The organism is Arthrobacter sp. SLBN-83 (assembly GCF_006715285.1).
Lineage (GTDB): Bacteria > Actinomycetota > Actinomycetes > Actinomycetales > Micrococcaceae > Arthrobacter.
On the sequence record NZ_VFMX01000001.1, the window covers coordinates 1 to 23016 of the forward strand.

12 protein-coding genes are annotated in these 23016 nt (G+C 66.0%); 4 read left to right on the forward strand and 8 right to left on the reverse strand.

Annotation, left to right across the window (positions count from 1 at the left end):
* The 7 genes from FBY30_RS00005 to FBY30_RS00035 form a co-directional block, all read right to left on the reverse strand.
* A partial coding sequence (locus FBY30_RS00005) for an AAA family ATPase (RefSeq protein WP_160141439.1) occupies positions 1 to 305 on the reverse strand: 305 nt, incomplete at its 3' end.
* 68 nt (positions 306 to 373) lie between these two features.
* Positions 374 to 6487: an Ig-like domain-containing protein gene (locus FBY30_RS00010; RefSeq protein WP_142130592.1), complete on the reverse strand. Its 6114-nt coding sequence runs from the start codon at positions 6485 to 6487 to the stop codon at positions 374 to 376.
* Between the two features lie 148 nt (positions 6488 to 6635).
* Complete coding sequence (locus FBY30_RS00015; RefSeq protein WP_142130593.1) at positions 6636 to 12806, reverse strand: Ig-like domain-containing protein; 6171 nt, start codon at positions 12804 to 12806, stop codon at positions 6636 to 6638.
* A 152-nt stretch (positions 12807 to 12958) separates the two neighbouring features.
* Positions 12959 to 14203 (reverse strand): adenylate/guanylate cyclase domain-containing protein, encoded by a 1245-nt coding sequence (locus FBY30_RS00020; RefSeq protein WP_142130594.1) that lies wholly within the window; start codon positions 14201 to 14203, stop codon positions 12959 to 12961.
* Positions 14193 to 14792, reverse strand: coding sequence for a PH domain-containing protein (locus tag FBY30_RS00025; RefSeq protein ID WP_142130595.1), 600 nt, complete (start codon positions 14790 to 14792; stop codon positions 14193 to 14195). The genes FBY30_RS00020 and FBY30_RS00025 overlap by 11 nt, the downstream gene beginning before the upstream one ends.
* Positions 14785 to 15693: a biotin--[acetyl-CoA-carboxylase] ligase gene (locus FBY30_RS00030; RefSeq protein WP_142130596.1), complete on the reverse strand. Its 909-nt coding sequence runs from the start codon at positions 15691 to 15693 to the stop codon at positions 14785 to 14787. The genes FBY30_RS00025 and FBY30_RS00030 overlap by 8 nt, the downstream gene beginning before the upstream one ends.
* Positions 15694 to 15734: 41 nt before the next feature.
* Positions 15735 to 16622: an SDR family oxidoreductase gene (locus tag FBY30_RS00035; protein ID WP_142130597.1), complete on the reverse strand. Its 888-nt coding sequence runs from the start codon at positions 16620 to 16622 to the stop codon at positions 15735 to 15737.
* A gap of 215 nt (positions 16623 to 16837) precedes the next feature.
* Here FBY30_RS00035 and FBY30_RS00040 point away from each other — a divergent pair, with 215 nt between their 5' ends.
* The 4 genes from FBY30_RS00040 (at position 16838) to FBY30_RS00055 (ending at position 22206) form a co-directional block, all read left to right on the forward strand.
* Complete coding sequence (locus FBY30_RS00040; protein ID WP_142130598.1) at positions 16838 to 18421, forward strand: acyl-CoA carboxylase subunit beta; 1584 nt, start codon at positions 16838 to 16840, stop codon at positions 18419 to 18421.
* Positions 18418 to 18663 carry an acyl-CoA carboxylase subunit epsilon gene (locus FBY30_RS00045; RefSeq protein WP_235009273.1) on the forward strand — a complete coding sequence of 82 codons (246 nt, stop codon included), beginning with the start codon at positions 18418 to 18420 and terminating at the stop codon, positions 18661 to 18663. Before FBY30_RS00040 ends, FBY30_RS00045 begins: the two co-directional genes overlap by 4 nt.
* Before the next feature lie 113 nt (positions 18664 to 18776).
* Positions 18777 to 20462: a DUF885 domain-containing protein gene (locus tag FBY30_RS00050; RefSeq protein ID WP_142130599.1), complete on the forward strand. Its 1686-nt coding sequence runs from the start codon at positions 18777 to 18779 to the stop codon at positions 20460 to 20462.
* A gap of 307 nt (positions 20463 to 20769) precedes the next feature.
* Positions 20770 to 22206, forward strand: coding sequence for a dicarboxylate/amino acid:cation symporter (locus tag FBY30_RS00055; RefSeq protein ID WP_142130600.1), 1437 nt, complete (start codon positions 20770 to 20772; stop codon positions 22204 to 22206).
* Between the two features lie 74 nt (positions 22207 to 22280).
* Here the strand turns inward: FBY30_RS00055 and FBY30_RS00060 are convergent, their stop codons facing one another.
* Positions 22281 to 22844 (reverse strand): hypothetical protein, encoded by a 564-nt coding sequence (locus FBY30_RS00060; protein ID WP_142130601.1) that lies wholly within the window; start codon positions 22842 to 22844, stop codon positions 22281 to 22283.
* Between the last annotated feature and the right edge of the window lie 172 nt (positions 22845 to 23016).

The following is a 23016-nucleotide window of genomic DNA, read 5'->3' on the forward strand; positions in this document are numbered from 1 at the left end:
TTGTGGAATTCGAACTTCTGCGTCTTCTGGTCGTAGACGGTCACACCGGTCACGTCCGACGGCAGCAGGTCGGGGGTGAACTGAATGCGGTTGTTGGAGCCCTGCACGGTGGCCGCAAGGGCACGGGCCAGGGAGGTCTTGCCGGTGCCTGGCGCATCCTCGAACAGGACGTGGCCCTCGGCCAGCATCGCGGTGAAGGTCAGGCGGATGACGTGCTCCTTGCCCAACACCGCCTGCCCCACGTTGGCAACCAGCTTTTCGAATGTGTCGGCAAACCACTCGGCCTGCTCGATGGTCATGGTCATGAAGGTTGTTCTTCCTCTGGTTGTGGCTGGTTTGTCGTGTTGTTGTGAAAGACCGGGTTGCCGCGGTCTTAGTAGCTGGCCGGGCAGGAACCCATGCCGGCAGTTGAGCCGGTGATGGTGTCAGCCCTGATGAACCGGTACTGGTTGGTCCACCGGCTGCCGTTGCGTTCGTAGATGTAGTACCAGCGGCTTGAGCCCCATCCGTCGCGGTAGCACTCGAGTCCAAGGTTGGAGCCCTGAGGCATCATGTAGGACGTGCAGGTTCCGCTGGACCAGTGGTCTCCGCTGCCCTTGGCTTCCTCCAGGCAGCTGTTGACCCGGACCGTGACGTTCCACAGCTTGGGTCCCGGTGGCGGCGGCGCTGCGCCGCTGCTGGACGTATCGCTGCCGATGCGGCCCTGCTGTCCGCCGCTGATGGCGCGTACCTCCAGTTTGTGCGTCTCGGCGTATCCAACGCTCTTGGAGAAGCTGCGCTGTGTGGTGTCCTGCCATGCGCCGTTGTCCAGGCTGATCTGGTAGCCAGTCACTGCCCGGCCGTTGCCGTCCGGCTGGTTCCAGGTCCAGGAGACCGTCTTGTCGCCGACGCCGCTGCTCTTGCTGCCGTTGACATTCGGGGCGAAGGCCAAACCGTACGGGTTGACGGCGTTGGATGGAGCACTGGCGTCACCTGCGGAGGTGCTGCGGGAAGAGACCGCCCACACCACTACAGATGTTTGCGTGCCGTTGGCTGCCGCCACCACGCCACCGCCGGCAGGGATGGAGCCTGACCCACCTCCGGACGTCAGGCTGTAGCGATAGGTGATTTCGCTGGTCGCCGAGCCGTTGCGCTGGGCGTCCGTCAGTGGCGTGAACCGGACATCGATCTTGCCGCCGTTCCCGTTGGTATCCACCAGGGTGGCCGAGGGCGCTGCCACCGTTCCGGGTTTGCCCACCGCACGCGTTGCAGCCGACGGCGCGCTGGTGCCGCTGGTGCCCGCCTTGTTGGTGGCCGAAACGGTGAAGGTGTAGCTCGACTCCGAGTTGTCCACAGTGACGTTCTGGGACGTGCCGGCCACCTGCTGGCTGGCAATGGCGGCTCCGCCCCGGAGTGTGGTCAGCGTGTAACCGGAGACGGCGTCACCATTGTTATTCGGCGCCGACCACACCACTCGCAGCTGGCTTTGCGAACCCACGGGCGTGGCCTGTGCCACGCTTGGCGCTGCCGGTGTTGCGGGCACGCCGGCGGGAACTTCGGCAGCCGAATACGGGCTCCACTCAGACGGATCCTTGGCGTCGTTCCGGGCCAGGACCCGCACCTTGTAGGACACGCCGTTCTGGAGGCCCTTCCACACGTAATTGACCGACGTCAGCCCTTGAATCTGGGCGTTCTGGCCGGCAGGAGCCGGCGAGATTTCCAGGTCATAGGACTTCACGGGCGAGCCCTTGCTGGCCGGAGCGGTCCAGGCGACCGTCAACTGCTTGTCGCCGAACTTCAACGACGGCGCCAGGGGGGTGTCCGGCTTCACGTCGGGGCGGACATCGGCCGAGGCCGGGGAACGCTCGGACTCACCAAACTCGTTGGTGGCCGTCACCTGGAAGTGGTAGGTGGTGTTGTTGGTCAGGCCGTTCAGGGTGCAGGTGTTGGCGGGGCAGTCCTGCCGGAAGCCGCCCTCCCCGTACACGGTGTACTTGGTGATGGCTGAACCGCGGTCGGCGGGCGCGGACCAGTTGAGCAGTGCGGTTTGGTCCCCTACGCTCTGGGCCTGCGGCGTGGTGGGAGCCGTGGGCTTGTCCTTGACGGTGAGCCGGACCCGGGCCGTGGCGTGCCGGGAGCTGTCCTGTGTCTTGTCCTCCACCGTGTACGCAACCACCAGGGTTCCGGTGAAGCCCGGCGCCGGGGTAACGGTGATCGAATCACCGTTGACGCCCACGTTGCCGCTGCCGGTCTCGGTGTTCGCGGCAATGATCTTCAGCGGGGTTTCCGGGAACGGGTTGGCGTCGTTTGCCAGGACGTTGATGGTGACGGGCTTTCCTGCCGCAGCGTTCGGCTCGACGTCGTCGTTGGCCACGGGCTTGGGCCGGTTGGAGGCCGTCACGGCAAGCTGGTACGTCGCCGTGGCTTCAAGCCCGCGCGGGTCCGTCGCCTTGACCTGGACGGCAGCCCTGGTGCCGGTGGCGGTGGAATCCGCAGCCGAAACCTTCAACGTCTGGCCTTCGATGCGTGCGTTGAAGCCTCCCGGAGAGTCCCCTATCAGCTGGTACTTCATCTTCTCGACGTCGTCCTGGTCGGGGTCGGAAGTCAGCTTGCCCAGGTCGGTGCTGGCCGAGTCGCCCTTGGGAACATCCACGTTGGCGCCCAGCAGCTCCGGCGGGTTGTTCTTGTTGGGGTCCGGCAGCACTTTGGTCCTGATGCTGAGGGTGGACTTCAGGTCGGCAGGATCGTCAGGTCCTGAGCCGTCGGTCACTTCGAAGGTGAGCGATCCAGGGCCAACATAGTCGGCGCCGGCGGAGTATTTGAGCCCGGCACCGTCACGGATGATGGGGTCGCCGCCGTCGGCTCCGATGAGCTTGATCCTGTCCGCCTGGGTGATGCGGGGCGACCGGCCTTCGCGAACCTTGACCCATTCCTTCAGGTCGACGTCGACCGACTGCCCGGCCACCACTTCCAGGACCTCGTCCTTGGCCAGGGTGGGAATCTGTTGGCCCAGGCCGGGCACCCAGATGATGGCGGCGGACTGCTGGCCGTCCACGTCTTCGACGGTGTACGGGATGAGCTGCGGCTGTTCGGTGAGGTCCACCAGCACGTTGCCGTTGCCGCCCGGGCGGGCAGTGGTGGCCTCGGTGCTGATCTTCAGGTTTTCGCCTACACCGTCCGGGTCCTCGTCGTTCTTGAGGACCGGCACGTCAACGGCGGTCTTGCCCATGGCCTGGGCGGAGGTGACCCTGTCGTCGCGGGCGATCGGGGCCTTCAGGGGCACGTCATTGTCAACCACCAGGCGAATAGTGGCCTGGGCGGTGGCATCGCGGTCATCGGCAACTGTGTACCGGACGTTGACGGTGCCGGCCTCCTTAGGGGCCAGGAGGATGATGCGGCCGCTGTTCTTGCTCACGGTGGCCTGCAGGGCGGGATCTGCCTCGATGCCGTCGGTGAGGATGCGGATGCGGTCGCCGTCGGGATCGGTGTCGTTGGCAATGGCATCCACGGCGATCTGCCGGCCCGGGCGGACCCGGACTTCGTCGTCCACCGGGGTGGGCTTCTGGTTGATCTCGCCCCGGGGTGCAATACCAACCGTCACGGTGCCTGTATTGGCGGCGCCTTGGCGGTCCACTACTTTGTAGCGGAACGTGTCGGTTCCGGCACCGTCGCCGGCGGCCGTGAAATCGATGAAATTGCTGCCCACGGTGGCGGTGCCCATGGCAGGGGTGCTGTCGATGCCGGTCAGCTGCACGGAGTCGCCGTCGGGGTCGATGCCGTCCAAGGGAACGGGAATCCGGACGGTGCCGGCCGCCACCACGCGCGCGGTGAGGTTCCGCGGCTGCGGCCGGGAGTTCTCCGCGCCTTCGAGCGGCAAAATGTGGATGGTGACGGCGGCGGCGCTTTTCTGCCCCTGCGGGTCCACGGCGTTGTAGATGGCCCGGACTGTCTTGGGTTGGCTGCCCGCGATGAAACGCAGGGTGTTCTCGGAAACGAAGCTCTTGCCGTCGGCGGGATCAACCGCCTGCGGCAGGACGGGATCCACGCTCAGTTCCTGGCCCTGCGGGTGGGTGTCGTTGTCCAGGACGGGGATGGTGACTACGTCGTTGGCGCGCACATTCACTTCGTCCGGCTTGGGCTGCGGCGCTTCCACCACGGCCGGCGCAGGGACGGGTACCACGGAGACACTGCCGGTGGCGGACTTCTTGCCGTTCGACATGGTGTATTCGAACAGTATGGGGTCCTTGGTCCCCAGAATGTCGGTGATCCGGAGGACACTGTGGTTGATCACGCTGACGGATACGGTGGCGTTGTCCGGAAGCTTGACGGACTGCAGCACCAGGACTCCGCCAGAGGGGTCGGAGTCGTTCGCCAGCGGGTCCAGCAGCACGCTTCCGCCGGTGGGCATCAGGGCAACGTCGTGCACCGCCACCGGATCGCCGCCGTCGTTCCCGGACTCCACGTCCACGCGGATGAGTCCCTGGCTGCTTTGCGGCCCGTTGCTGGCGATGTAGGTCAGGTAGACCGGGCCGGGGGTGCTGCTGCGGAACGTGAAGGTGCCGCCGTCGGTCACGGGGCCGAGTTCGGCCGGCCCGTTGACTTCCACCTGCGCCAGTCGGAGGGCCCCTCCGTTGGGGTCGACGTCGTTCTTCAGGGGTGAGATCACCAGGTCCTGGCCCACGACGGCCGTGACGTGGTCGGCGTTGACCACCGGTGCCAGGGCTCCGGGCGGCTGGACGTTGACCACAACCTTGCCGGTAACCGTGGCGCGGCCGTCCCAGATGGTCACCTGGACATTCTTCTTGCCCGCCGTGGCGCCGGAGTCCTGGAAGGTGAGGAGCCCGTCGCGCCGGACCTTGACCTGGTCCTGGTCGTTGTCAGCCTTCGCGTCGAGCAGGACCAGGTCGTCGCCGTCGGGATCGATCCAGTCGGTAAGGATGTTCTGGCTGACCGTCTTTCCTTGTTCCACGAGCATGGTGGTGTCTTCGCCGCGCTTGAATTTGGGCGGCTTGTTTTCGTCCGGCCCCACGACCGTCAAAGTGACCTGGCCGGTGGCGGACAGGCCGCGGCCGTCGGAGGCACTGTAGTTAAAGGTCTCCGTGCCCGGCTTGGCATCGGCGGGGACGGTGATCTGGAAGGCCGTCCCGCCGTAGATGCTTTCGAGGGTGCCTGACTTGGGTCCGGCGTCCGCCGCCAAGGCAGCCGTCAGGACGTCACCGTCGGGGTCGGAGTCGTTGTCCAGGACGCTGAGGATGGTGGTGCGGCCAGGGCGGACACCAACGCCGTCCGGCTTGGTTTCCGGCGGCCGGTTGGGCTTGGTGCGGTCCGGGAGGACATTGATGGTGTTGTTGTCCGCGGATTCCTGGTCCTGGTCCTCGGACTGGTTCTTGGGCGGGACAACGTCGTCCCAGTTGTTGACCAGCTGCATGTTCTGGTTCACCAACCACACATTGCCGGAGTTCACATCGTTCAGGACCACCAGGTCCCGGTTCACCCGGAAAACATACGACGGCGACGCACTCGCCTTGGGCACGTCCACCTTCTTATCGTCCCCATCATTGGTGCAATCCCGCACATACTTATTCGCACCCGACCACGCCGCATGCACACACCCACCCAACTGCACCGGCGCAGCAGGAACACCCTCACCATCAAACGACACCGTCTTCGCAGTCCCGCCATCCAACGGCTGCTCCAACAACGCCTTCCGCGTCGCCACCGCCACAACATCACTGCCCGGCCCCGCCTGCTGCAGCTTCGCATCCCGCGCATTCTCCAACTGCAACCGCTTACCACCAGGCAAAAACAAATTCCCCGCCGCAGCATCCAACACCACCGGCCGGTCCCCCACCACCGTCATCTGCAAATCCCCGGCACCCTTAAGCCCATCCCAGGTACTGGACTCCGACGACGTCACCGCACCATCAGCATCCACCCCCGTCACCGTCACCACACCGGTCTTCGGATCCGCAGAATAAATCCGGTCATCAGCCCCAACAGACGACACAATCCCCGCCGAGCCGACCATCACCGGCTCCGAAGCCTCCTTATCAAAACCATTCACCGTGGACGGCGACACCGCCCACACCTTCCCCGACGCAGCATCCGTCACCGAAATCGTCCGGGCACCAAAACTCACATCAGCCGCCCCCGGCAACTGCTTATCCCCACCAAGACGCATATTCGCCGGCGACACCTGATTCAACGTCGAACCAGTCTCATCATCAACAAACACCTCACCGGCATGCTGCAACACATCAAACGTCGTCGACGCCGGCGTCACCGCCCCATCCAACACCCGCGACGGATAATTCAACCGCCCCACAGCATTCTTCGACTTCGACACCACCCACACGCCACCGTCATTCAACTCCACCTCAGTGGTCTTAAACCCCGGATACAACACAGCACCCGTCACCACCACAGCCACCACAGCACCAAACGCAGTACCGGTGACGAGTTTCCTGTGTCGCTTTTTCAGCCCAAGCTTCCCCAGCAGAGTTGTCACAGCGTTACTTTTCCCTCAGATTGTGTAGCCAGATGGCGGCCTGGTCGAAGGACAGGCAGCAGGCTTTCTTTCCCCGCGGCAAGCCTACCGAAGCCCTGCAACCCCCGCGATGGGGACAACTGCCCGCGGACTGCCGGAACTGCCTGTGTCAGCAATGCGGTGCTCCCAGCGATGCGGGGTCCGCAAGCGTGGTGTGGCCGGCGATGACGTATCGGCCCACGTTGCGTGCCGAACCGGATTCAACCCGCCACCAGCGGACAATGCCGTTGCCGGACCAGTTATCGCTCTGATCGATGTAGCACGCCACCATGATGCGGTCCTGGTCTGCCTTGTAGAACCACGGCGGGCTGTCGGCGTTGACGCCGTCACAGTCGAAGTAGGGACTTGGCCGGTAGTTGGACCCGCCCAGGGTGAACGTGCAGCTCCGGACGAAGTTGGGGTCGGAAGTCTTGATCCTGGTTTCCCAGAGCCCCTGCTTGCCCGCGTTGGCGCTGGCCGTGACCACTGCGCTGCCGGTGCCCATGGAGTTGAAGGTCTGGACGGCGATGGTGACGGTGTCCCCGAAGTTTGCCGTGTTGACCGTCCTGCTGCCGGAGGGGGCAACGCTCTCCCACCCGCCGTTGTTGATCCTGATCTTGGTCTGCGCCACATCGTTGGTGCTGGTGGACGGTGAGGACCAGTTGAGGGTGGCCGACTTCTGATTCACGGCCCCGTCCTGCCCGGACGCTGAGGGCGTGCCCGGGGATCCGTAGGGCGTGGTGGTGGCGGGTGCACTGCTGTCCGAGCTCGGCGCCACCGTGGAATTGGCGATCACGGTGATGCTGACCGCGGTGCCGTTGCTGAAGCCGCTGATGATCTGCCCGGGCGTGATGGGCCCGCGGGTACCGTTGCTGGCGTTGTACGTGTAGCTGACTTCGTTCTCGGCTGAGCCGTTGCGTTCGGCCGCCGTCAGCCTGCGGAAGTCCACCGTCACCGAGCGCCCGGCTCCGCCGGTGTTCGCCGGCGTGGCTGTAACTCCGGAGACCGGCGACAGCTTGCCGGTGGCACGGCGGGGTGCCGAGGGCGGGCTGGCCGCTCCCTTTCCGGCCTTGTTTTCCGCCTGCACCGTAAAGGTATAGGCGGCCTCGGAGTTGTTGGCGGTGAAGTTGGCCGTGCGGACGTTGCCCGGGACGGCCTGCGTCTGGTCCGCGGCGTTGCCGCCGCTCATGGTGACGTAGTAGGTGCTGATGGGGTCGCCGTTGGTAGTGGGTTCGGCCCAGGTGACCCGCAGCTGGTTCTGGGTGCCCACGGAGGATGCGACGGCGGATGACGGGGCGGCAGGTGCCGCCGGAACGCCGGCCGGGTTGTCTTCGGCAGAGTAGGTCCCCCAGTCGGACGGGCCAAGCTCGTTGACAGCCTGCGCGCGCACTTTGTACTTCACGCCGTTGGTGAGGCCGGTCCAGGTGTAGTTCAGCCCGGCTACCTCATTCTTAACCGCAACCCCGCTGGCCGGTGGCGGCGAAATCTCCAGGTTGTAGTGCTTCACCGGCGAGCCCTCGGTCTTCGCAGCGGGCCAGTTGACGGCCATGGTCTTGTCGCCGGCCTTGACCGTGGGCGCCTCCGGCGGGGACGGCTTTTCGTCAGGACGGATTTCGTTGGAGTGCGGGGAAGCCTGGGAGTCCCCCACCTCGTTGGTGGCCAGCACCGTGAAGACGTACTTCACATTGTTGGTGAGTCCGCTCAAGGTGCAGGTGGTGGTGGGGCACTTTTGTTCGAAGCCGTTGTTCGAACGGACGGTGTACCCGGTGATGGGGGCGCCGTTGTCCGACGGCGGAGCCCACTTGAGCACCGCAGTGCGGCTCCGGACGTCGGTGGCGCTGGGGGCCGAAGGCGCGTCGGGTTTGCCGCGGACTGTGAGCCGCAGGCGTCCGTCGACCTGGCGTGACAGGTCCCCCGTCTTGTCCCCCACGGTGTAGCGGACCACCATGACGCCCTTGTACCCGTCAGCCGGGGTAACGGTGATGCTGTCGCCTGCCACCGCCGGCTGCCCGGCCGCGGCTCCGGTCTCCACGGTGGCGCCAATGATCCGCAGGGGTGTGTCCGGGAACGGATTGAAGTCGTTGGCCAGGACGTTGACCTGTTCCGTCTTCCCGGCGTTGGCTTTGTCCACCACGTCATCATTGGCAACCGGCAGGGGCCTGTTGGAGGCAACGTGGCGGGCCGTGATGGTGGCCCCTACGGCGGCTGACCTGCCGTCGGTGACCTTCACCTGGATGTTTCCGGTGACGCCGATTCCAAGGGAACCGTCGGCAGTAATGGCGAGCGTGGCGCCGTCGACCTTTGCGGTGAACCCGGCGGGAAGCGTGCCGTCCAGTTCGAAGCGGAGGTTGTCCTTGTCCCGTTCGTCCACATCCTTGGCCAGCCCGGCCAGGTCAACGGTTGCCGTTTCGGCTTTCGGAACGTCCACGGAGGTGCCGCTGAAGGTGGGCGGGTGGTTGGCGTTGGGGTCGGGGATTACCTTGGTCATGATCACCAGCGTGGCTTTCAAGCCGTCGCCGTCTTCGGGTCCGGAGCCGTCCGTCACCTCGAAGGTGATGGAGCCGGGGCCCACATAATCGGGTTTCGCGGTGTAGCGGAGGGCCTTGCCGTCGGACTGGATGACGCCCTCCGGCGATCCGCCCTGGACCCGCACGGAATCAGCCACGGTGACCCTGGCGGTCCGGCCGTTGCGGACCCGGACGTATTCGGCGAGGTCCAGGGTGATGTCCTTGCCGGCCATGACTTCGACCGGCTCCGTTTTGGCCAGGGTGGGGTACTGCACGCCCTGGCCGGGGATCCACATGAGGGCCGTGGAGGTGAGGCCGTCGACGTCGGTCACCGTGTAGGGAATCAGCTGGTCCTCCGGGGTCAGCGTCACCACCACGTTGCCGGAGCCGCCCACGCGGGCGTTGGGGTTGCCGTCGGGCAGGCTGATGGTGAGGTCTGCCGCCACGCCGTCGGCGTCGGAGTCGTTCTTCAGGACCGGGACATCCACGGCGGTCTTGCCCAGAGTTTCGGCCACCGTGACCCGGTCATCCTTGGCCACGGGCCGTTTGAGATCCGCATCGGGGCTGGTCCGGATCCGGATCACGGCACTGGCGGAAGCCTTCTTGTCGTCCTGGATGCGGTAGCTGATGCTTTCGTTGCCGGCGGCCGCAGGTGCGGTGAAGAGCACCTTGGCACCATCCGTCGCCTCGACCTGCAGTTCGCGTGCGGCCTCGAAACCGTCGGAAACCAGGCTGAGGGGATCGCCGTCGGGATCTGAATCGTTGGCCAGGGCCTCCACGGCCACTTTGCGGCCGGGCCGGACGTCTACGGCGTCGTCCACTGCGATGGGTTTTTGGTTGTTGGCCTCCGGCGGGGCAATGCCGACGATGACGGTGCCGGTGTTCTCGGCACCAATCCGGTCACGGACGCGGTAGGTGAAGCTGTCGGTGCCCGCGGCATCACCAGCGGCGGTGAATTCCAGGTAGCCGTCCCGGACCACGGCTGTTCCCATGGCGGGTGCCTTGTCGATGCCAATGAGCTGGACGGAGTCGCCGTCGGCGTCGATGCCGTCCAGGGGCACGGGTACCTTGACAGTCATCCCAGCCACCACCCGGGCGGTCAGGTTACGGGGCTCGGGCCGGGTGTTCCGGTCGTCGTCGCGGGCGCGGATGCGGATGGTGACCTGTTGGGAATCCACCTGCCCGGAGGCGTTCTGCACCTTGTAAATGGCGTAGACGGTCTTTGCCTCGGGTCCGGCGATAAACCGGAGCTGGTCGCCCGCCACGAACATGCGGCCGTCGGCGGCGTCAGGCTGCTGGGCGAGATCGGGCAGCAGGGTGAGCTTGGAGCCGTTGGGGTCGGAGTCGTTGGCCAGGACGGGGATGGTGACGACGTCGTTGACCCGGACGGTGGCCTCGTCCGGCTTTGCCTGGGGTGCCTGGAGCTTGGCCGGCGCGGGAACCATCAGCACGGCAATCTCGCCGGTGGCGGACGAGCGGCCGTTGGAGACGGTGTACCGCACGGTCAACTGGCCTTCGGCGCGGATGTCGGTGATCCGCACCACGGAGTGGTCAAGCACCGCGACGCTCACGGGCAGTCCGGCGTCGGCAGTCACGGACTGCACCACCAGGACACCGCCCGACGGGTCGGAGTCGTTGCCAAGGACGTCCACCAGGACATCTCCGCCCGTGGGCAGCAGCGCGGTGTCGCGGACGGCAACGGGCGCTCCCTCGTCGGTGCCCGGCACCACGTCCACGCGTACCAGCTGCTGTGCGCTGGCGGGGCCGTTGGTCGCCAGGTAGCTGACGTAGTGCGCCCCGACGGTACGGGAGTTGAAGGTGAAGGTCTGCTGGTCCGGGTTGAGGGTGGCAGTGGATTCAGCATCGGGGCTGGCCTGTGCCAGCCGCAGAGTCCCGCCCTGGGGGTCGGAATCATTCTTCAGCGACGTGATCACGGTGTCGGTGCCTGCAACTGCCACCACGTGGTCTGCGTTGGCGATGGGAGGCAGGGCGCCGGGGCTCCGGACATCCACGGTGACCTTGCCCTCTGCTGTGGACTGCCCGTCGGAGACCGATACGGTCAGGACCTTGCGGCCGGGGCCGGCGCCGGAGTCCTGGAAGGTCAGCTGGCCGTCGGGGCGGATGCGGGCCTGGTCAAGGGGGTCGCTGCTGGAGACGGAGACGGCAAACAGGTCGTCGCCGTCGGGGTCTATCCAGTCGGTGAGGATGTTTTGCGTGACGGCCTTGCCGGATTGGACCACCAGCGTGGTGTTCCGGTTGGGCTTCTGGCGCGGCGGGGTGTTGGTGCCGGGCGGGACGACGTTCAAGGTGATGTCCGCCGACGCGGAGAGGCCGCGGCCGTCGTCCACGGTGTACTTGAAGGTTTCGCTGCCTGTTTTGTCGGCGGGTACCGCGATCTGCAGGCCGGTGGAGCCGTAGATGGGTGATACGGCACCGGTCTTGACTCCTTCCGGGGTGCGGACGGTGAGGACGTCGCCGTCGGGGTCGGAGTCGTTGTCCAGCACCGGCAGGATGGTTGTCTTTCCGGCGCGGATACCGAATTGGTCCGGTTTGGCCACCGGGGCATTGTTGGGTTTGGTGCGGTCCGGCAGGACGGTTTGCTGGACTTCGTCGGCGGAGTCCTTATCGGCGTCGTCGGAGGTTTCCTTGGGCGGAATGACGTCGTCCCAGTTGTTGACCAGCTGCATGTTCTGGTTCACCAACCACACATTGCCGGAGTTCACATCGTTCAGGACCACCAGGTCCCGGTTCACCCGGAAAACATACGACGGCGACGCACTCGCCTTGGGCACGTCCACCTTCTTATCGTCCCCATTATTGGTGCAATCCCGCACATACTTATTCGCACCCGACCACGCCGCATGCACACACCCACCCAACTGCACCGGCGCAGCAGGAACACCCTCACCATCAAACGACACCGTCTTCGCAGTCCCGCCATCCAACGGCTGCTCCAACAACGCCTTCCGCGTCGCCACCGCCACAACATCACTGCCCGGCCCCGCCTGCTGCAGCTTCGCATCCCGCGCATTCTCCAACTGCAACCGCTTACCACCAGGCAAAAACAAATTCCCCGCCGCAGCATCCAACACCACCGGCCGGTCCCCCACCACCGTCATCTGCAAATCCCCGGCACCCTTAAGCCCATCCCAGGTACTGGACTCCGACGACGTCACCGCACCATCAGCATCCACCCCCGTCACCGTCACCACACCGGTCTTCGGATCCGCAGAATAAATCCGGTCATCAGCCCCAACAGCCGACACAATCCCCGCCGAGCCGACCATCACCGGCTCCGAAGCCTCCTTATCAAAACCATTCACCGTGGACGGCGACACCGCCCACACCTTCCCCGACGCAGCATCCGTCACCGAAATCGTCCGGGCACCAAAACTCACATCAGCCGCCCCCGGCAACTGCTTATCCCCACCAAGACGCATATTCGCCGGCGACACCTGATTCAACGTCGAACCAGTCTCATCATCAACAAACACCTCACCGGCATGCTGCAACACATCAAACGTCGCCGACGCCGGCGTCACCGCCCCATCCAACACCCGCGACGGATAATTCAACCGCCCCACAGCATTCTTCGACTTCGACACCACCCACACGCCACCGTCATTCAACTCCACCTCAGTGGTCTTAAACCCCGGATACAACACAGCACCCGTCACCACCACAGCCACCACAGCACCAAACGCAGTACCCGGAAACCACCGCGGGCGCGAAAACCGGCGCTTGGGCATGGCGGCAGCAGTGCTTTGGACGCGGGTTTGTCCGCGACGTTTCATTCGTTGAATCTCCCCAGAATTCTGGCTCACGGCCGGATACCGGCTTCCATGGAAGCCGGGCAGCACAACAGTACCGCTAATTCCCCAACAAGTGGATAAACAGTTACAAGCACGCCGGCAGCAGTACGACGAGCCCGGGATTCACCAGGGGCCTAGTCGAGCACCAGGCCCTTGCCGCGGCCGCGGGTTAGGCGTACCGGATTGATCTCGCCGAACCCGCGGACGTTTTCGGGGGCCTGCGGAATCAGGACGAACCGCTCGTCGTGCTCCAGGGCGGAAGCGGTCATGGAGTCCACCAGGACTGTGCCGGGATCGGCGAGGGTGGTCAGGCGTGCTGCGAGGTTGACGGTGGGACCGTAAATGTCACCGAGGCGGGACAGGATCCTGCCCCACACCATGGCCACCCGGGCTTCGGGGAGGATCTCGTCCTCGGTGAAGGCCTCGGCCAGCGCCAGGGAAATCTCGGCGCCGGCCGCCGGGGTTTCGGCGATGTAGAGGACTTCGTCGCCCACGGTCTTGACCAGCCGTCCGCCGCCCACGGAGATGATTTCGGCACACTTGTTTTCAAAACGCTGGACCAGGCGGGCGAGCGTCTTTTCGTTCATGCGGCGGGACAGGCTGGTGTAGGAAACCAGGTCCGCGAACCCCACGGCACGGGCCAGGGGCAGCGGCGCGTCGTCCTCGTCGCCTTCCCGGCCTTCTTCGCTCGCCTGCAGGCCGGCCTCGGCACGGACGGCGAGCCGCTGGACGCCGGCATTGAGCTGGCGACGCCAGGAGTACACCAGGACTTCCTCGAGGGCGTCCACCAGGGCCGGGAGCTCGTTGACCAGCCGCTTGCGGGCCACGGCATCCGTCACGCCCTGTTCGTGGACCATGTCCTCCACCAGGGCCTCAATCTGCCAGACCACCATCCGGTCCGTCATCTGCCCGATCGAGCGGGTGACTGAGATGGCTGCTTCCTCCGTGAGCTTGCCGGCGCGGACCAAATTCACCACGGTGGACAGGGCCGCCTGGTCGCGCTCCGTGAAGGCAACGTCCTCGTCGCCGAAGTTCGGGAACCCCAGGGCGCGCCAGAGTTTGCGGGCGGAGAGCAGGGAGAGGCCCGCGCCGGCGGCAACCTCACGACGGCGGAGCTTGCGTTCCCCGCCCAGCAGGCGCGCCTCGAGTGCCTTCATGGCCAGGCGTTCGGCGGACATGGCGCCGGTGGGCGGGTGCCGGTCGACGGCGGGCGTCACCGGCTCGGGTGCGGGCCCGGAATCCGACGGGGTGGCGGCGGGGCCGGCGTCATAATCAAAAGCGGCAGGGTCAAGAGCGGCGGATTTAAAAGCGGCAGGGTCAAAGGCTGCGGTGCCGGGTGCGATGCTGTCGACGCGTTCCTGCTGGTCCTCATCGGTCATCCCGTCCACCTTCTCTCATATCCTCCGGAAACGCACCGGCGGGGTCATACGTCGCGCCGCCCGGCTGGGCTCCGCTTTCTTCCGGCAATTCCCCGATGGCATCGAGGATAAAGTCGCGGAACCTTGCAACCTCAGGCACGTCGCGAAAGGTCACCACGCCCTGGTACCCGGTTTCCAAGGATATATTCCCGGAGCGCACCAGTCGCTGCAGGACTGATTCGTGGACGGTCAGGTTACGGACCGCGGCGAGGTTCACCTGCTGGTCCCGCCGGTTCAGCAGGCCGTACCGGGCCACCATCCGCTGGCTGGTCAGGGTGTAACGGGTGCCCTGCCAGCGGAGCAGCCGGGGCAGGCAGTAGCCCAGCCATACCGCCGCAGCCGCGAGGACACAGGCGCTGACCAGCCACGGCGTCCACTGGCGGCCGAGCACGGGTGCCAGGCGCGCGGCACCGCCGCGGATAATCCAGGCGCTGGCATAGGCGGCCAGCGCCGGGGCCAGCACGAAGGCCACGGCAGCTCCGGCCAGCCTCCTGGGCTGCGGGCGGGTTGTGACGATGACCTGCTCCCCGGGAACGAGGGTTTTACGCATAACCGCCTTGGTCCGGCGCATCCGGCGCTGTCCACGGCCGCAGGTGCACCACGTCCCCGGCAGTCACCACATGCTCGCGCCCGTCGCGGTCCAGCACCAGCAACGACCCGTAGTCGTCCAGCCGGGAGGCATGTCCAATGATCTCGTGGTCGCCGGGAAGCTGGGCCCGCACCTGCTTGCCCAGCGTGACCATGACGGCCTCCACCCTCTTGTGCAGCGACGGCCCACCCGCCATGCCTGCTGTGGGGTCGCCGTCGGCATTGCAGAAACTGCGGTACAGCACCGCAAAGTGGGACAGGTAGCTCTTCAGCAGGGCCGTGCGGTCGGTGGTGCGGCCACCTTCGAGGGCCACCGAGGTGGCGGTGGGAACGGGAAGTTCACTTTCGCGCAGGGTGACGTTCAGGCCGGTGCCCAAGATGACGGGGGGCACGTTGCCGTCCGCCATCGGTCCAAGCTGCGCCAGGATGCCGGCGATCTTCCTGCCACGCACCAAAACGTCATTGGGCCATTTGAGCTCGGCGGGGACGCCGGCGGTTTCCAGGAGGGTCTCCCGCAGCGCCAGGGCTGCGATCAGGGAAATCCAGGAGTAGCTCTGCGTGGGCAACGGCCGTCCGTCCGCGTTGACCGGGCGCAGGACTACCGAGACGGACACCGAGCTCAGCGGCGGAGCCTCCCAGTGCCGGTCCAGCCGGCCCCTGGCGGCAGTCTGGTATTCGGCGGTGAGGACGGAGAGGTCCGGCCAGGCCGCGGGATCCACCGTGGCACCGCGCAGGAGGTCAGCGTTGGTGGAGCCGGTGGAATCCACCACGTCGATCCGGGGTATCCCGGTGGCGGACAGGAAACGCTGGTCTGCCAGGTCCCCTCGATTCAAGGGGGTGCCCGGTGCGTGTGCGTCGTCCATACCTAAATCCTACCGAGCGGACTACCGCGCCGGTGGCGCCGTTACAGGAAGATGTCCGGAACCAGCTGGTCCTCGGGCGCCCCAAGGCTGTAGGGGCGGAAGTCCGTCACGCCGGCAGCGGCCAGGACCTGCTCGTCCGTGTAGAAGTTGCCCGACGGCGGCGCACCGGCACCGAGGTTGGCTCCGGTCAGGACGGCATGGGCGGCGTCCGCCATGATCTGGGGGCCGCGCGCGGCCATGACCATGGTTTCACCGTGGGGCATGTTGCGGATGGCTGCCGTGTCGATCAGGGTGCACGGCCACAAAGAGTTGACCCGGATCCCGTCCGCCTTCAGCTCCTCGGCGAGGCCCAGGGTGGTCAGGCTCATCCCGTATTTGGCCATTGTGTAGGCAAGATGCTTTCCCGCCCAGGAGGGGTGCAGGTTCAGCGGCGGCGAGAGGGTGAGGATGTGGCCCTGCTCCGAGGCCCGGAGCGCCGGCAGGGCCAGCTTTGACAGCAGGAAGGTGCCGCGTACGTTGATGTCCTGCATGAGGTCGTACTTTTTCATGTCCACCTTGTCCGTGGTGGAAAGGTCGATGGCGGACGCGTTGTTGATGACGACGTCAATGCCGCCAAACCGCTCCATTGCGGCTTCCACCGCGCGGGCCACATCTTCGTCCCTGCGTACGTCCCCTACCAGCGGCAGCGCCCGGCCGCCCGCCGCCACCAGTTCCTCCGCAGCGGTGTAGACGGTGCCCTCCAGCTTGGGATGCGGCTCCCCCGTCTTGGCCAGGAGCACGATGTTGGCGCCGTCGTGCGCCGCCCTTTTGGCTATGGCGAGCCCGATTCCGCGGCTGCCGCCGGAGATCAGGATGGTCCGTCCGCCTAGGGAACCTGCCGCCCGGTAAGGGCTGTCGGGAGCATGCAAAGCATCGTCGCTTGAGGTCATGGCACCACTGTAGCCCAACTAAGTTACCGGCGAGTAACATTGTTGCGAGGCGGCTGGAACGGCAGAAAATTGTAGGTTCCCTACAGCCGTGGGCGCCCAAAGCGTCACTAGACTTGCCACCAGGGTTCGTCTTTTGTGTGGATGCTACTTAAAGCGCCGCCCAGCCTGACGCGCCAGCCAACGGAATTGACCTGCTACAGAGCCGGAGACACTTGATGAGCCACGATCTGACAACGACAGCGGGGAAGATTGCCGATTTCCGCGACCGCCAGGCGCGTGCCGAACAGCCCTCCGGCCCCGAAGCAATCGAAAAGCAGCACGCGCGGGGCAAGAACACCGCCCGCGAGCGCATCGCCCTGCTGCTGGACGAGGACTCATTTGTTGAGTTCGACGCCCTCGCAGTCCACCGCTCCACCGCCTTCGGCATGGAAAAGAAGAAGCCGCTGGGCGATGGGCTGGTCTCCGGCTACGGCACCGTGGACGGACGCCTGGTTGCCGTGTACAGCCAGGACTTCACGGTCTATGGCGGATCGCTGAGCCAGGTCAACGGTGAAAAGATCGTCAAGGTCCAGGAGTTCGCGCTCCGGAACGGTTGCCCCGTCGTCGGCATCCTGGATGGCGGCGGCGCCCGCATCCAGGAAGGCGTGGCCTCGCTGGCCATGTTTGCCGACATCTTCCGGAACAACGTCCACGCCAGCGGAGTGGTACCCCAGATCTCGATCATCATGGGCCCCTCGGCCGGCGGCGCCGCCTACTCCCCCGCCCTTACCGACTACGTGGTGATGGTGGACAAGACTTCCCACATGTTCATCACCGGCCCCGACGTCATCAAGACCGTCACCGGCGAGGACGTGGACATGGAAACCCTCGGCGGCGCCCGCCAGCACAACGCCACCACCGGAACATCCACCTACCTGGCCTCGGACGAAACCGACGCCATCGAATTCGTGCGCGAACTGCTGGACTTCCTGCCCTCCAACAACCTGTCCGAGGCCCCCGTGCTGGGGCACCAGCAGGAGTTGGAAGTCGACGACGACGACCTCGCCCTGGACACGCTGGTTCCGGATTCGGCCAACCAGCCCTACGACATGCGCGCCGTGGTGGAACAGATCGTGGATGACGGTCACTTCCTGGAGATGCAGGCCCTGTACGCCCCCAACGTGATGATCGGGTACGGCCGGGTGGAGGGCCACACGGTAGGTATTGTGGCCAACCAGCCACTGCAGTTCGCCGGCACCCTGGACATCGCCGCCTCCGAAAAGGCCGCCCGGTTTGTCCGCCACTGCGACGCCTTCAACATTCCCATCATCACGCTGGTGGATGTTCCCGGGTTCCTTCCGGGCAAGGACCAGGAGTTCCAGGGCATCATCCGCCGCGGCGCCAAGCTCCTGTACGCCTACGCGGAGGCCACTGTCCCCAAACTCACCGTCATCACCCGCAAGGCCTACGGCGGCGCCTACATCGTCATGGGCTCAAAGAAGCTCGGCGCCGACCTCAACCTGGCCTGGCCCACGGCGCAGATCGGCGTCATGGGGGCACAGGGCGCGGTGAACATCCTGTACCGGCGCGATCTTGCAGCCGTCGCGCAAGACGGCGGCGATGTTGAAGCCCGCCGCGCCGAGGTGATCCGCCAGTACGAGGAAGAACTCCTCAACCCCTACCAGGCCGCCGAACTGGGCTATGTGGACGCCGTCATCGCCCCCTCGGATACCCGCATCCAGATCATCAAGGGACTGCGGGCCCTGCGCGACAAACGGGCCAGCCTGCCCGCCAAGAAGCATGGGAACATTCCGCTGTGACGACGCTCCCCACCGGCCCTGCCGAAGAGAACCTGCCGGCCGCACCCTTGCTCTCGGTTGTCAAAGGGCAGCCGAACGCCGAGGAACTGGCCGCGCTGACCGCCGTCGTACTTTCCCTGGGCGGGGAAAGCCCTGCTCCCGCCAAGGCACCAAGCGTGCGGCACTGGGTGCGGCGGCAGCAGCTGCGGCTCGCGCCCACGCCGGGCCCGGGCGCCTGGAAGCGCAGCCACGGCGGGGCGTAGTCCCCACCCCTCCCTAGCCTCGCTTCGCTCGGCCAGGGAACCCTCGGCGGATGGGGCCCATGCACCGGCGGGGCATGCTGACGTTGCCCACGTAGCCCCGTTAGGCTCGGGGTGTGACTACAGACACCTCTTCCGCAGCCCGCCCGCACACCCGGATCGATGCCGTCGCGGACAACTACACAGATACCCTGATCAGGCTCAACCCGACGTTTGCCACCACCCTTGGCCTGCCCGGACATGAGACGGAATACCAGGACTTCTCCCCCGCCGGCATCGCCGGTTTCGCAGAGGCGGCACGGGACGCCCTCGCCGCACTGGACGGCCTGGAGCCTGAGGACGACGTGGACGCCGTCACCCTGGACGCCATGCGGGAGCGGCTGGGCCTGCAACTTCTGATTCACGCCTCGGGCTGGGAGTACGCGGAACTGAACAACATCGCCTCCCCGGCCCAGGACATCAGGGCCATCTTCGACCTCATGCCCACCGATACCGAGCAGGACTGGGAGCACATGGCGGGGCGCGCCCACAAGGTGCCGGCGGCCATCAGCGGCTACACCGAGTCCCTGCGCCTGGCCCGGGACGCCGGCAAGGTGGCCGCTGCCCGCCAGGTCCGGATCGTCATCGAACAGGTCACCAAGTACGCCGCCGAAGACGGCTTCTTCGCCAAGCTGGCCGCGGAGGCCTCGACTTCCGCCGGGCCATTGCCCTCGGCGCTGCAGGACAAGCTCGACGCCGGCGCTGACGCCGCCCGGAGCGCCTACACCGGCCTGGCGGAATTCCTGCGCACCGAACTGCTCCCGGCCGCGCCGGAGAAGGACGCCGTGGGCAGGGCCCGGTACGCCCTGGCTTCCCGCTCCTTCCTGGGCGCCGAAGTGGACCTGGAGGAAACGTACGCATGGGGCGTGCAGGAACTCGACCGCCTCATCGCGGAGCAGGAGGAGGTCGCGGCCACCATCAAGGCAGGCGCGACAATCGCCGAAGCCAAGGAAATCCTCAACAACGATCCCGCGCGCCAGCTCAAGGGCACTGAGGCGCTGCGGGAATGGATGCAGGGCCTCTCCGACAAGGCCGTGGCCGAACTCGCCGGAGTGCACTTCGACATCCCGGACGTCATGAAGAAGCTCGAGTGCAGGATCGCCCCCACCGACGAGGGCGGCATCTACTACACCGGACCCTCCGACGACTTCAGCCGCCCAGGCCGCATGTGGTGGTCCGTCCCTGCCGGCGAAGACACCTTCACCACCTGGGCCGAAACCACCACGGTCTACCACGAAGGCGTCCCCGGCCACCACCTCCAGGTGGCCACCGCAACGTACCGGCGGGAGCTGCTGAACAAGTGGCGCCGGAACGTCTGCTGGACCTCCGGGCACGGCGAAGGCTGGGCCCTCTACGCCGAGAAGCTCATGCAGGAACTGGGCTACCTGAGCGACCCCGGCGACCACATGGGCATGCTGGACATGCAGCGGATGCGGGCAGCGCGCGTGGTCTTCGACATCGGCGTGCACCTCGAACTCGAGATGCCCGAACGCTGGGGCTCGGGCACCTGGACCGCCGACAAGGGGTACGGCTTCCTGAAGGAGAACCTCCCCATCAGCGAAGGGCAGCTCAACTTCGAGTTCACCCGCTACCTCGGCTGGCCCGGCCAGGCCCCCTCCTACAAAGTCGGCCAGCGCCTCTGGGAACAGATCCGCGCCGAACTGGAATCACGGCCCGGGTTCGACCTCAAGGAGTTCCACACCAAGGCCCTCAACATCGGCTCTGTTGGACTCGACACCCTCCGCCGGGCGCTGCTTTCCTAGCCTGCCCCTGCGGGGTGGGCGGGCAACATCCTCGGCGCGCTGCTCCTTCGTCGCGGATGGGCCCACGCTGGCAGGGTTCCCTGGCCGAGCTTGCGAGGTCAGGGTGCCGGTGGGGAGCGCGCTGCCGGATGCCGCCCACCCACCCCTTCGGGCGAGATGTTAAGCACACCGCCGCTGGGAATAAGTAACAAAAGCCGCGTATAGCCTTGATTTTTCAGGGTTTTCAAGTTTCAGCCGCGTATATTGGCGCGTAATATTTCTCAATGTTCGTTCGACGTGGTATTGGCCCGGGGTCTAGCTTGTTCTGGTGAGCACTCAGACAAGCACCCCACCTTCCGCAGGGAAGACCGGATTCCAGCTGCCCAAGTGGGCCGGCTCGTTCGGCTTCCAGATCATCGCCGCCCTCATCGTGGGCCTTGGCCTCGGCCTGCTGGCAAAGTACACCGGCAGCACCAAGGCCAACCCCAACGCACTCGGCGCCACGCTGCAGACCATCGGCTCAAGCTATGTGTCCCTGCTGCAGACCGCCGTCGTTCCGCTGATCTTCACCGCCGTCGTCAGCTCCATCTCCAACCTGCGCCAGGTATCCAACGCCGCCAGGCTGGCATGGAACACACTGCTGTGGTTCGCCATCACGTCCCTGATCGCCGTACTGATCGGCATGGGCTTGGGCGTCCTGCTGCAGCCCGGCGCCAACACCGGCATCTCGGGGGACGCCAAGTACACCGGCAAGTCCGGTGACTGGTGGGCATTCCTGGTGGGCCTCTTCCCCAAGAACTTCCTGGGCCTGGGTGCCAGCTCCACTGTCGGCGATTCCGGCGCCGTCACCACCTCCGTCAGCTTCAACGTCCTGCAGATCCTGGTCATTGCCATCGCAGTGGGCGTCGCCGCCCTCAAGGTGGGCAAGTCTGCCGAGCCCTTCCTGAAGCTCAACGCCTCGGCCCTCGCCGTCATCCAGAAGGTCCTCTGGTGGATCATCCGCATTGCGCCGCTGGGCACCATCGGCCTGATCGGCAACGCCGTCGCCGTCTACGGCTGGGACACCATCGGCTCGCTCGGCAAGTTCACCGTGGCCATCTACGCCGGCCTGGTCCTGGTGCTGTTCGTGGTCTACCCCATCCTGGTGCGCAGCCACGGCCTGTCCATCAAGCAGTACTTCTCGGGCGTGTGGCCCGCCGTCCAGCTGGCCTTCGTTTCCCGCTCCTCCGTGGGAACGCTGCCGCTGACCCAGCGTGTCACTGAGCGCAGCCTGGGCGTCCCCCGCGCCTACGCTTCCTTCGCCGTGCCGCTGGGCGCCACCACCAAGATGGACGGCTGCGCAGCCATCTACCCGGCCGTATCCGCAATCTTCGTGGCCCAGTTCTTCGGCATCCACCTGGACTTCAGCCAGTACCTGCTGATCGCCCTGGTCTCGGTCCTGGGTTCCGCCGCCACCGCCGGCACCACCGGCGCCGTGGTGATGCTCACCCTGACGCTCTCCACGCTGGGACTGCCGCTGGCCGGCGTCGGACTCCTGCTCGCCATCGACCCCATCCTGGACATGGGCCGCACCGCCGTGAACGTTGCAGGCCAGGCACTGGTCCCCACCATCGTGGCCAAGCGCCAGGGCATCCTGGACGAGTCCCTGTACAACGCGCCGCGCAACGGCACCCCGTTCGTGGATGACAGCGACGCCGTGACTGACGCCACCGACGGCACCACTGCCGACACCGCACCCCGCGAACTGCAGGATGCAAAGGCATAACGCGCCTAATAGAAGAGCGTCCCCGGGAAGTTTTCCCGGGGACGCTCTTCTGCGTTAATGACTCCTCAGCCCGCTCAGCGGCCGCCACCGCCGATCACGCCGTTCTGCACGGCCTTGGTCACCGCATCAGCCTCGGCCTGCGTCAGCTTCCCGTCAGTGACCGCCTTGTCCAGGCGGGTCTTAAGTGCCGCAGCATGCTCGGACTGCTCCTCGCTGCGGATCTCCTGGAGGGCAGCTGTCACCTTCGCTTCATCAATGCCCAGCGAATCGGCCAGCGACTTGGCGAGCGCAGCCTCCCGGGCAGCCGGGTCCGGCTTCTGTCCCTCGGCAGGCGGCGTGGCGGGCTTGTTGGCCTCACGGAAGGCCTTCAACGCGTCAGTCACCTTGGCCTCGTCCACACCGAGCTTCGCCGCAAGCGCGGAGGCCTGTTCCATCCCGTGTCCGCCGCGGCCGCCGTGCCTGCCCATTCCGTCCTGGGCAGTGCCGGAGCTTCCGTCAGCCGAAGCGCTGGAACTCGAAGTGGGCGTGGGAGTGGGTGTCGTGGTGGTGGCAGAGGCCATGCCGGCAACGCCGATTCCGGCACCGAGCGCCAGCGCGGCGGCTGACAGGCCCAGGGTCATCTTCTTCGTGCGTTTCATCTTTCGTCTCCTGATACGCCGTCGGGTGACGGCTGCTGGTGGAACGCCTCTCATCGAGACACGCCAAGTCTTACGGGCCAGGTTCAGGAGGGGCTGTTCGGAACCTTTCGTTCTCCTGTGAATCCACGCCTGCCCGCCACTACCGGTCGAGCGAAGAAGTTGCATGCAGTGC

Coding starts and splice junctions, on each gene's coding strand:
- FBY30_RS00035 (WP_142130597.1), bottom strand. CDS start 16,622: ATGACCTCAAGCGACGATGCTTTGCATGCTCCCGACAGCCCTTACCGG.
- FBY30_RS00015 (WP_142130593.1), bottom strand. CDS start 12,806: ATGAAACGTCGCGGACAAACCCGCGTCCAAAGCACTGCTGCCGCCATG.
- FBY30_RS00060 (WP_142130601.1), bottom strand. CDS start 22,844: ATGAAACGCACGAAGAAGATGACCCTGGGCCTGTCAGCCGCCGCGCTG.
- FBY30_RS00025 (WP_142130595.1), bottom strand. CDS start 14,792: ATGCGTAAAACCCTCGTTCCCGGGGAGCAGGTCATCGTCACAACCCGC.
- FBY30_RS00020 (WP_142130594.1), bottom strand. CDS start 14,203: ATGACCGATGAGGACCAGCAGGAACGCGTCGACAGCATCGCACCCGGC.
- FBY30_RS00040 (WP_142130598.1), top strand. CDS start 16,838: ATGAGCCACGATCTGACAACGACAGCGGGGAAGATTGCCGATTTCCGC.
- FBY30_RS00030 (WP_142130596.1), bottom strand. CDS start 15,693: ATGGACGACGCACACGCACCGGGCACCCCCTTGAATCGAGGGGACCTG.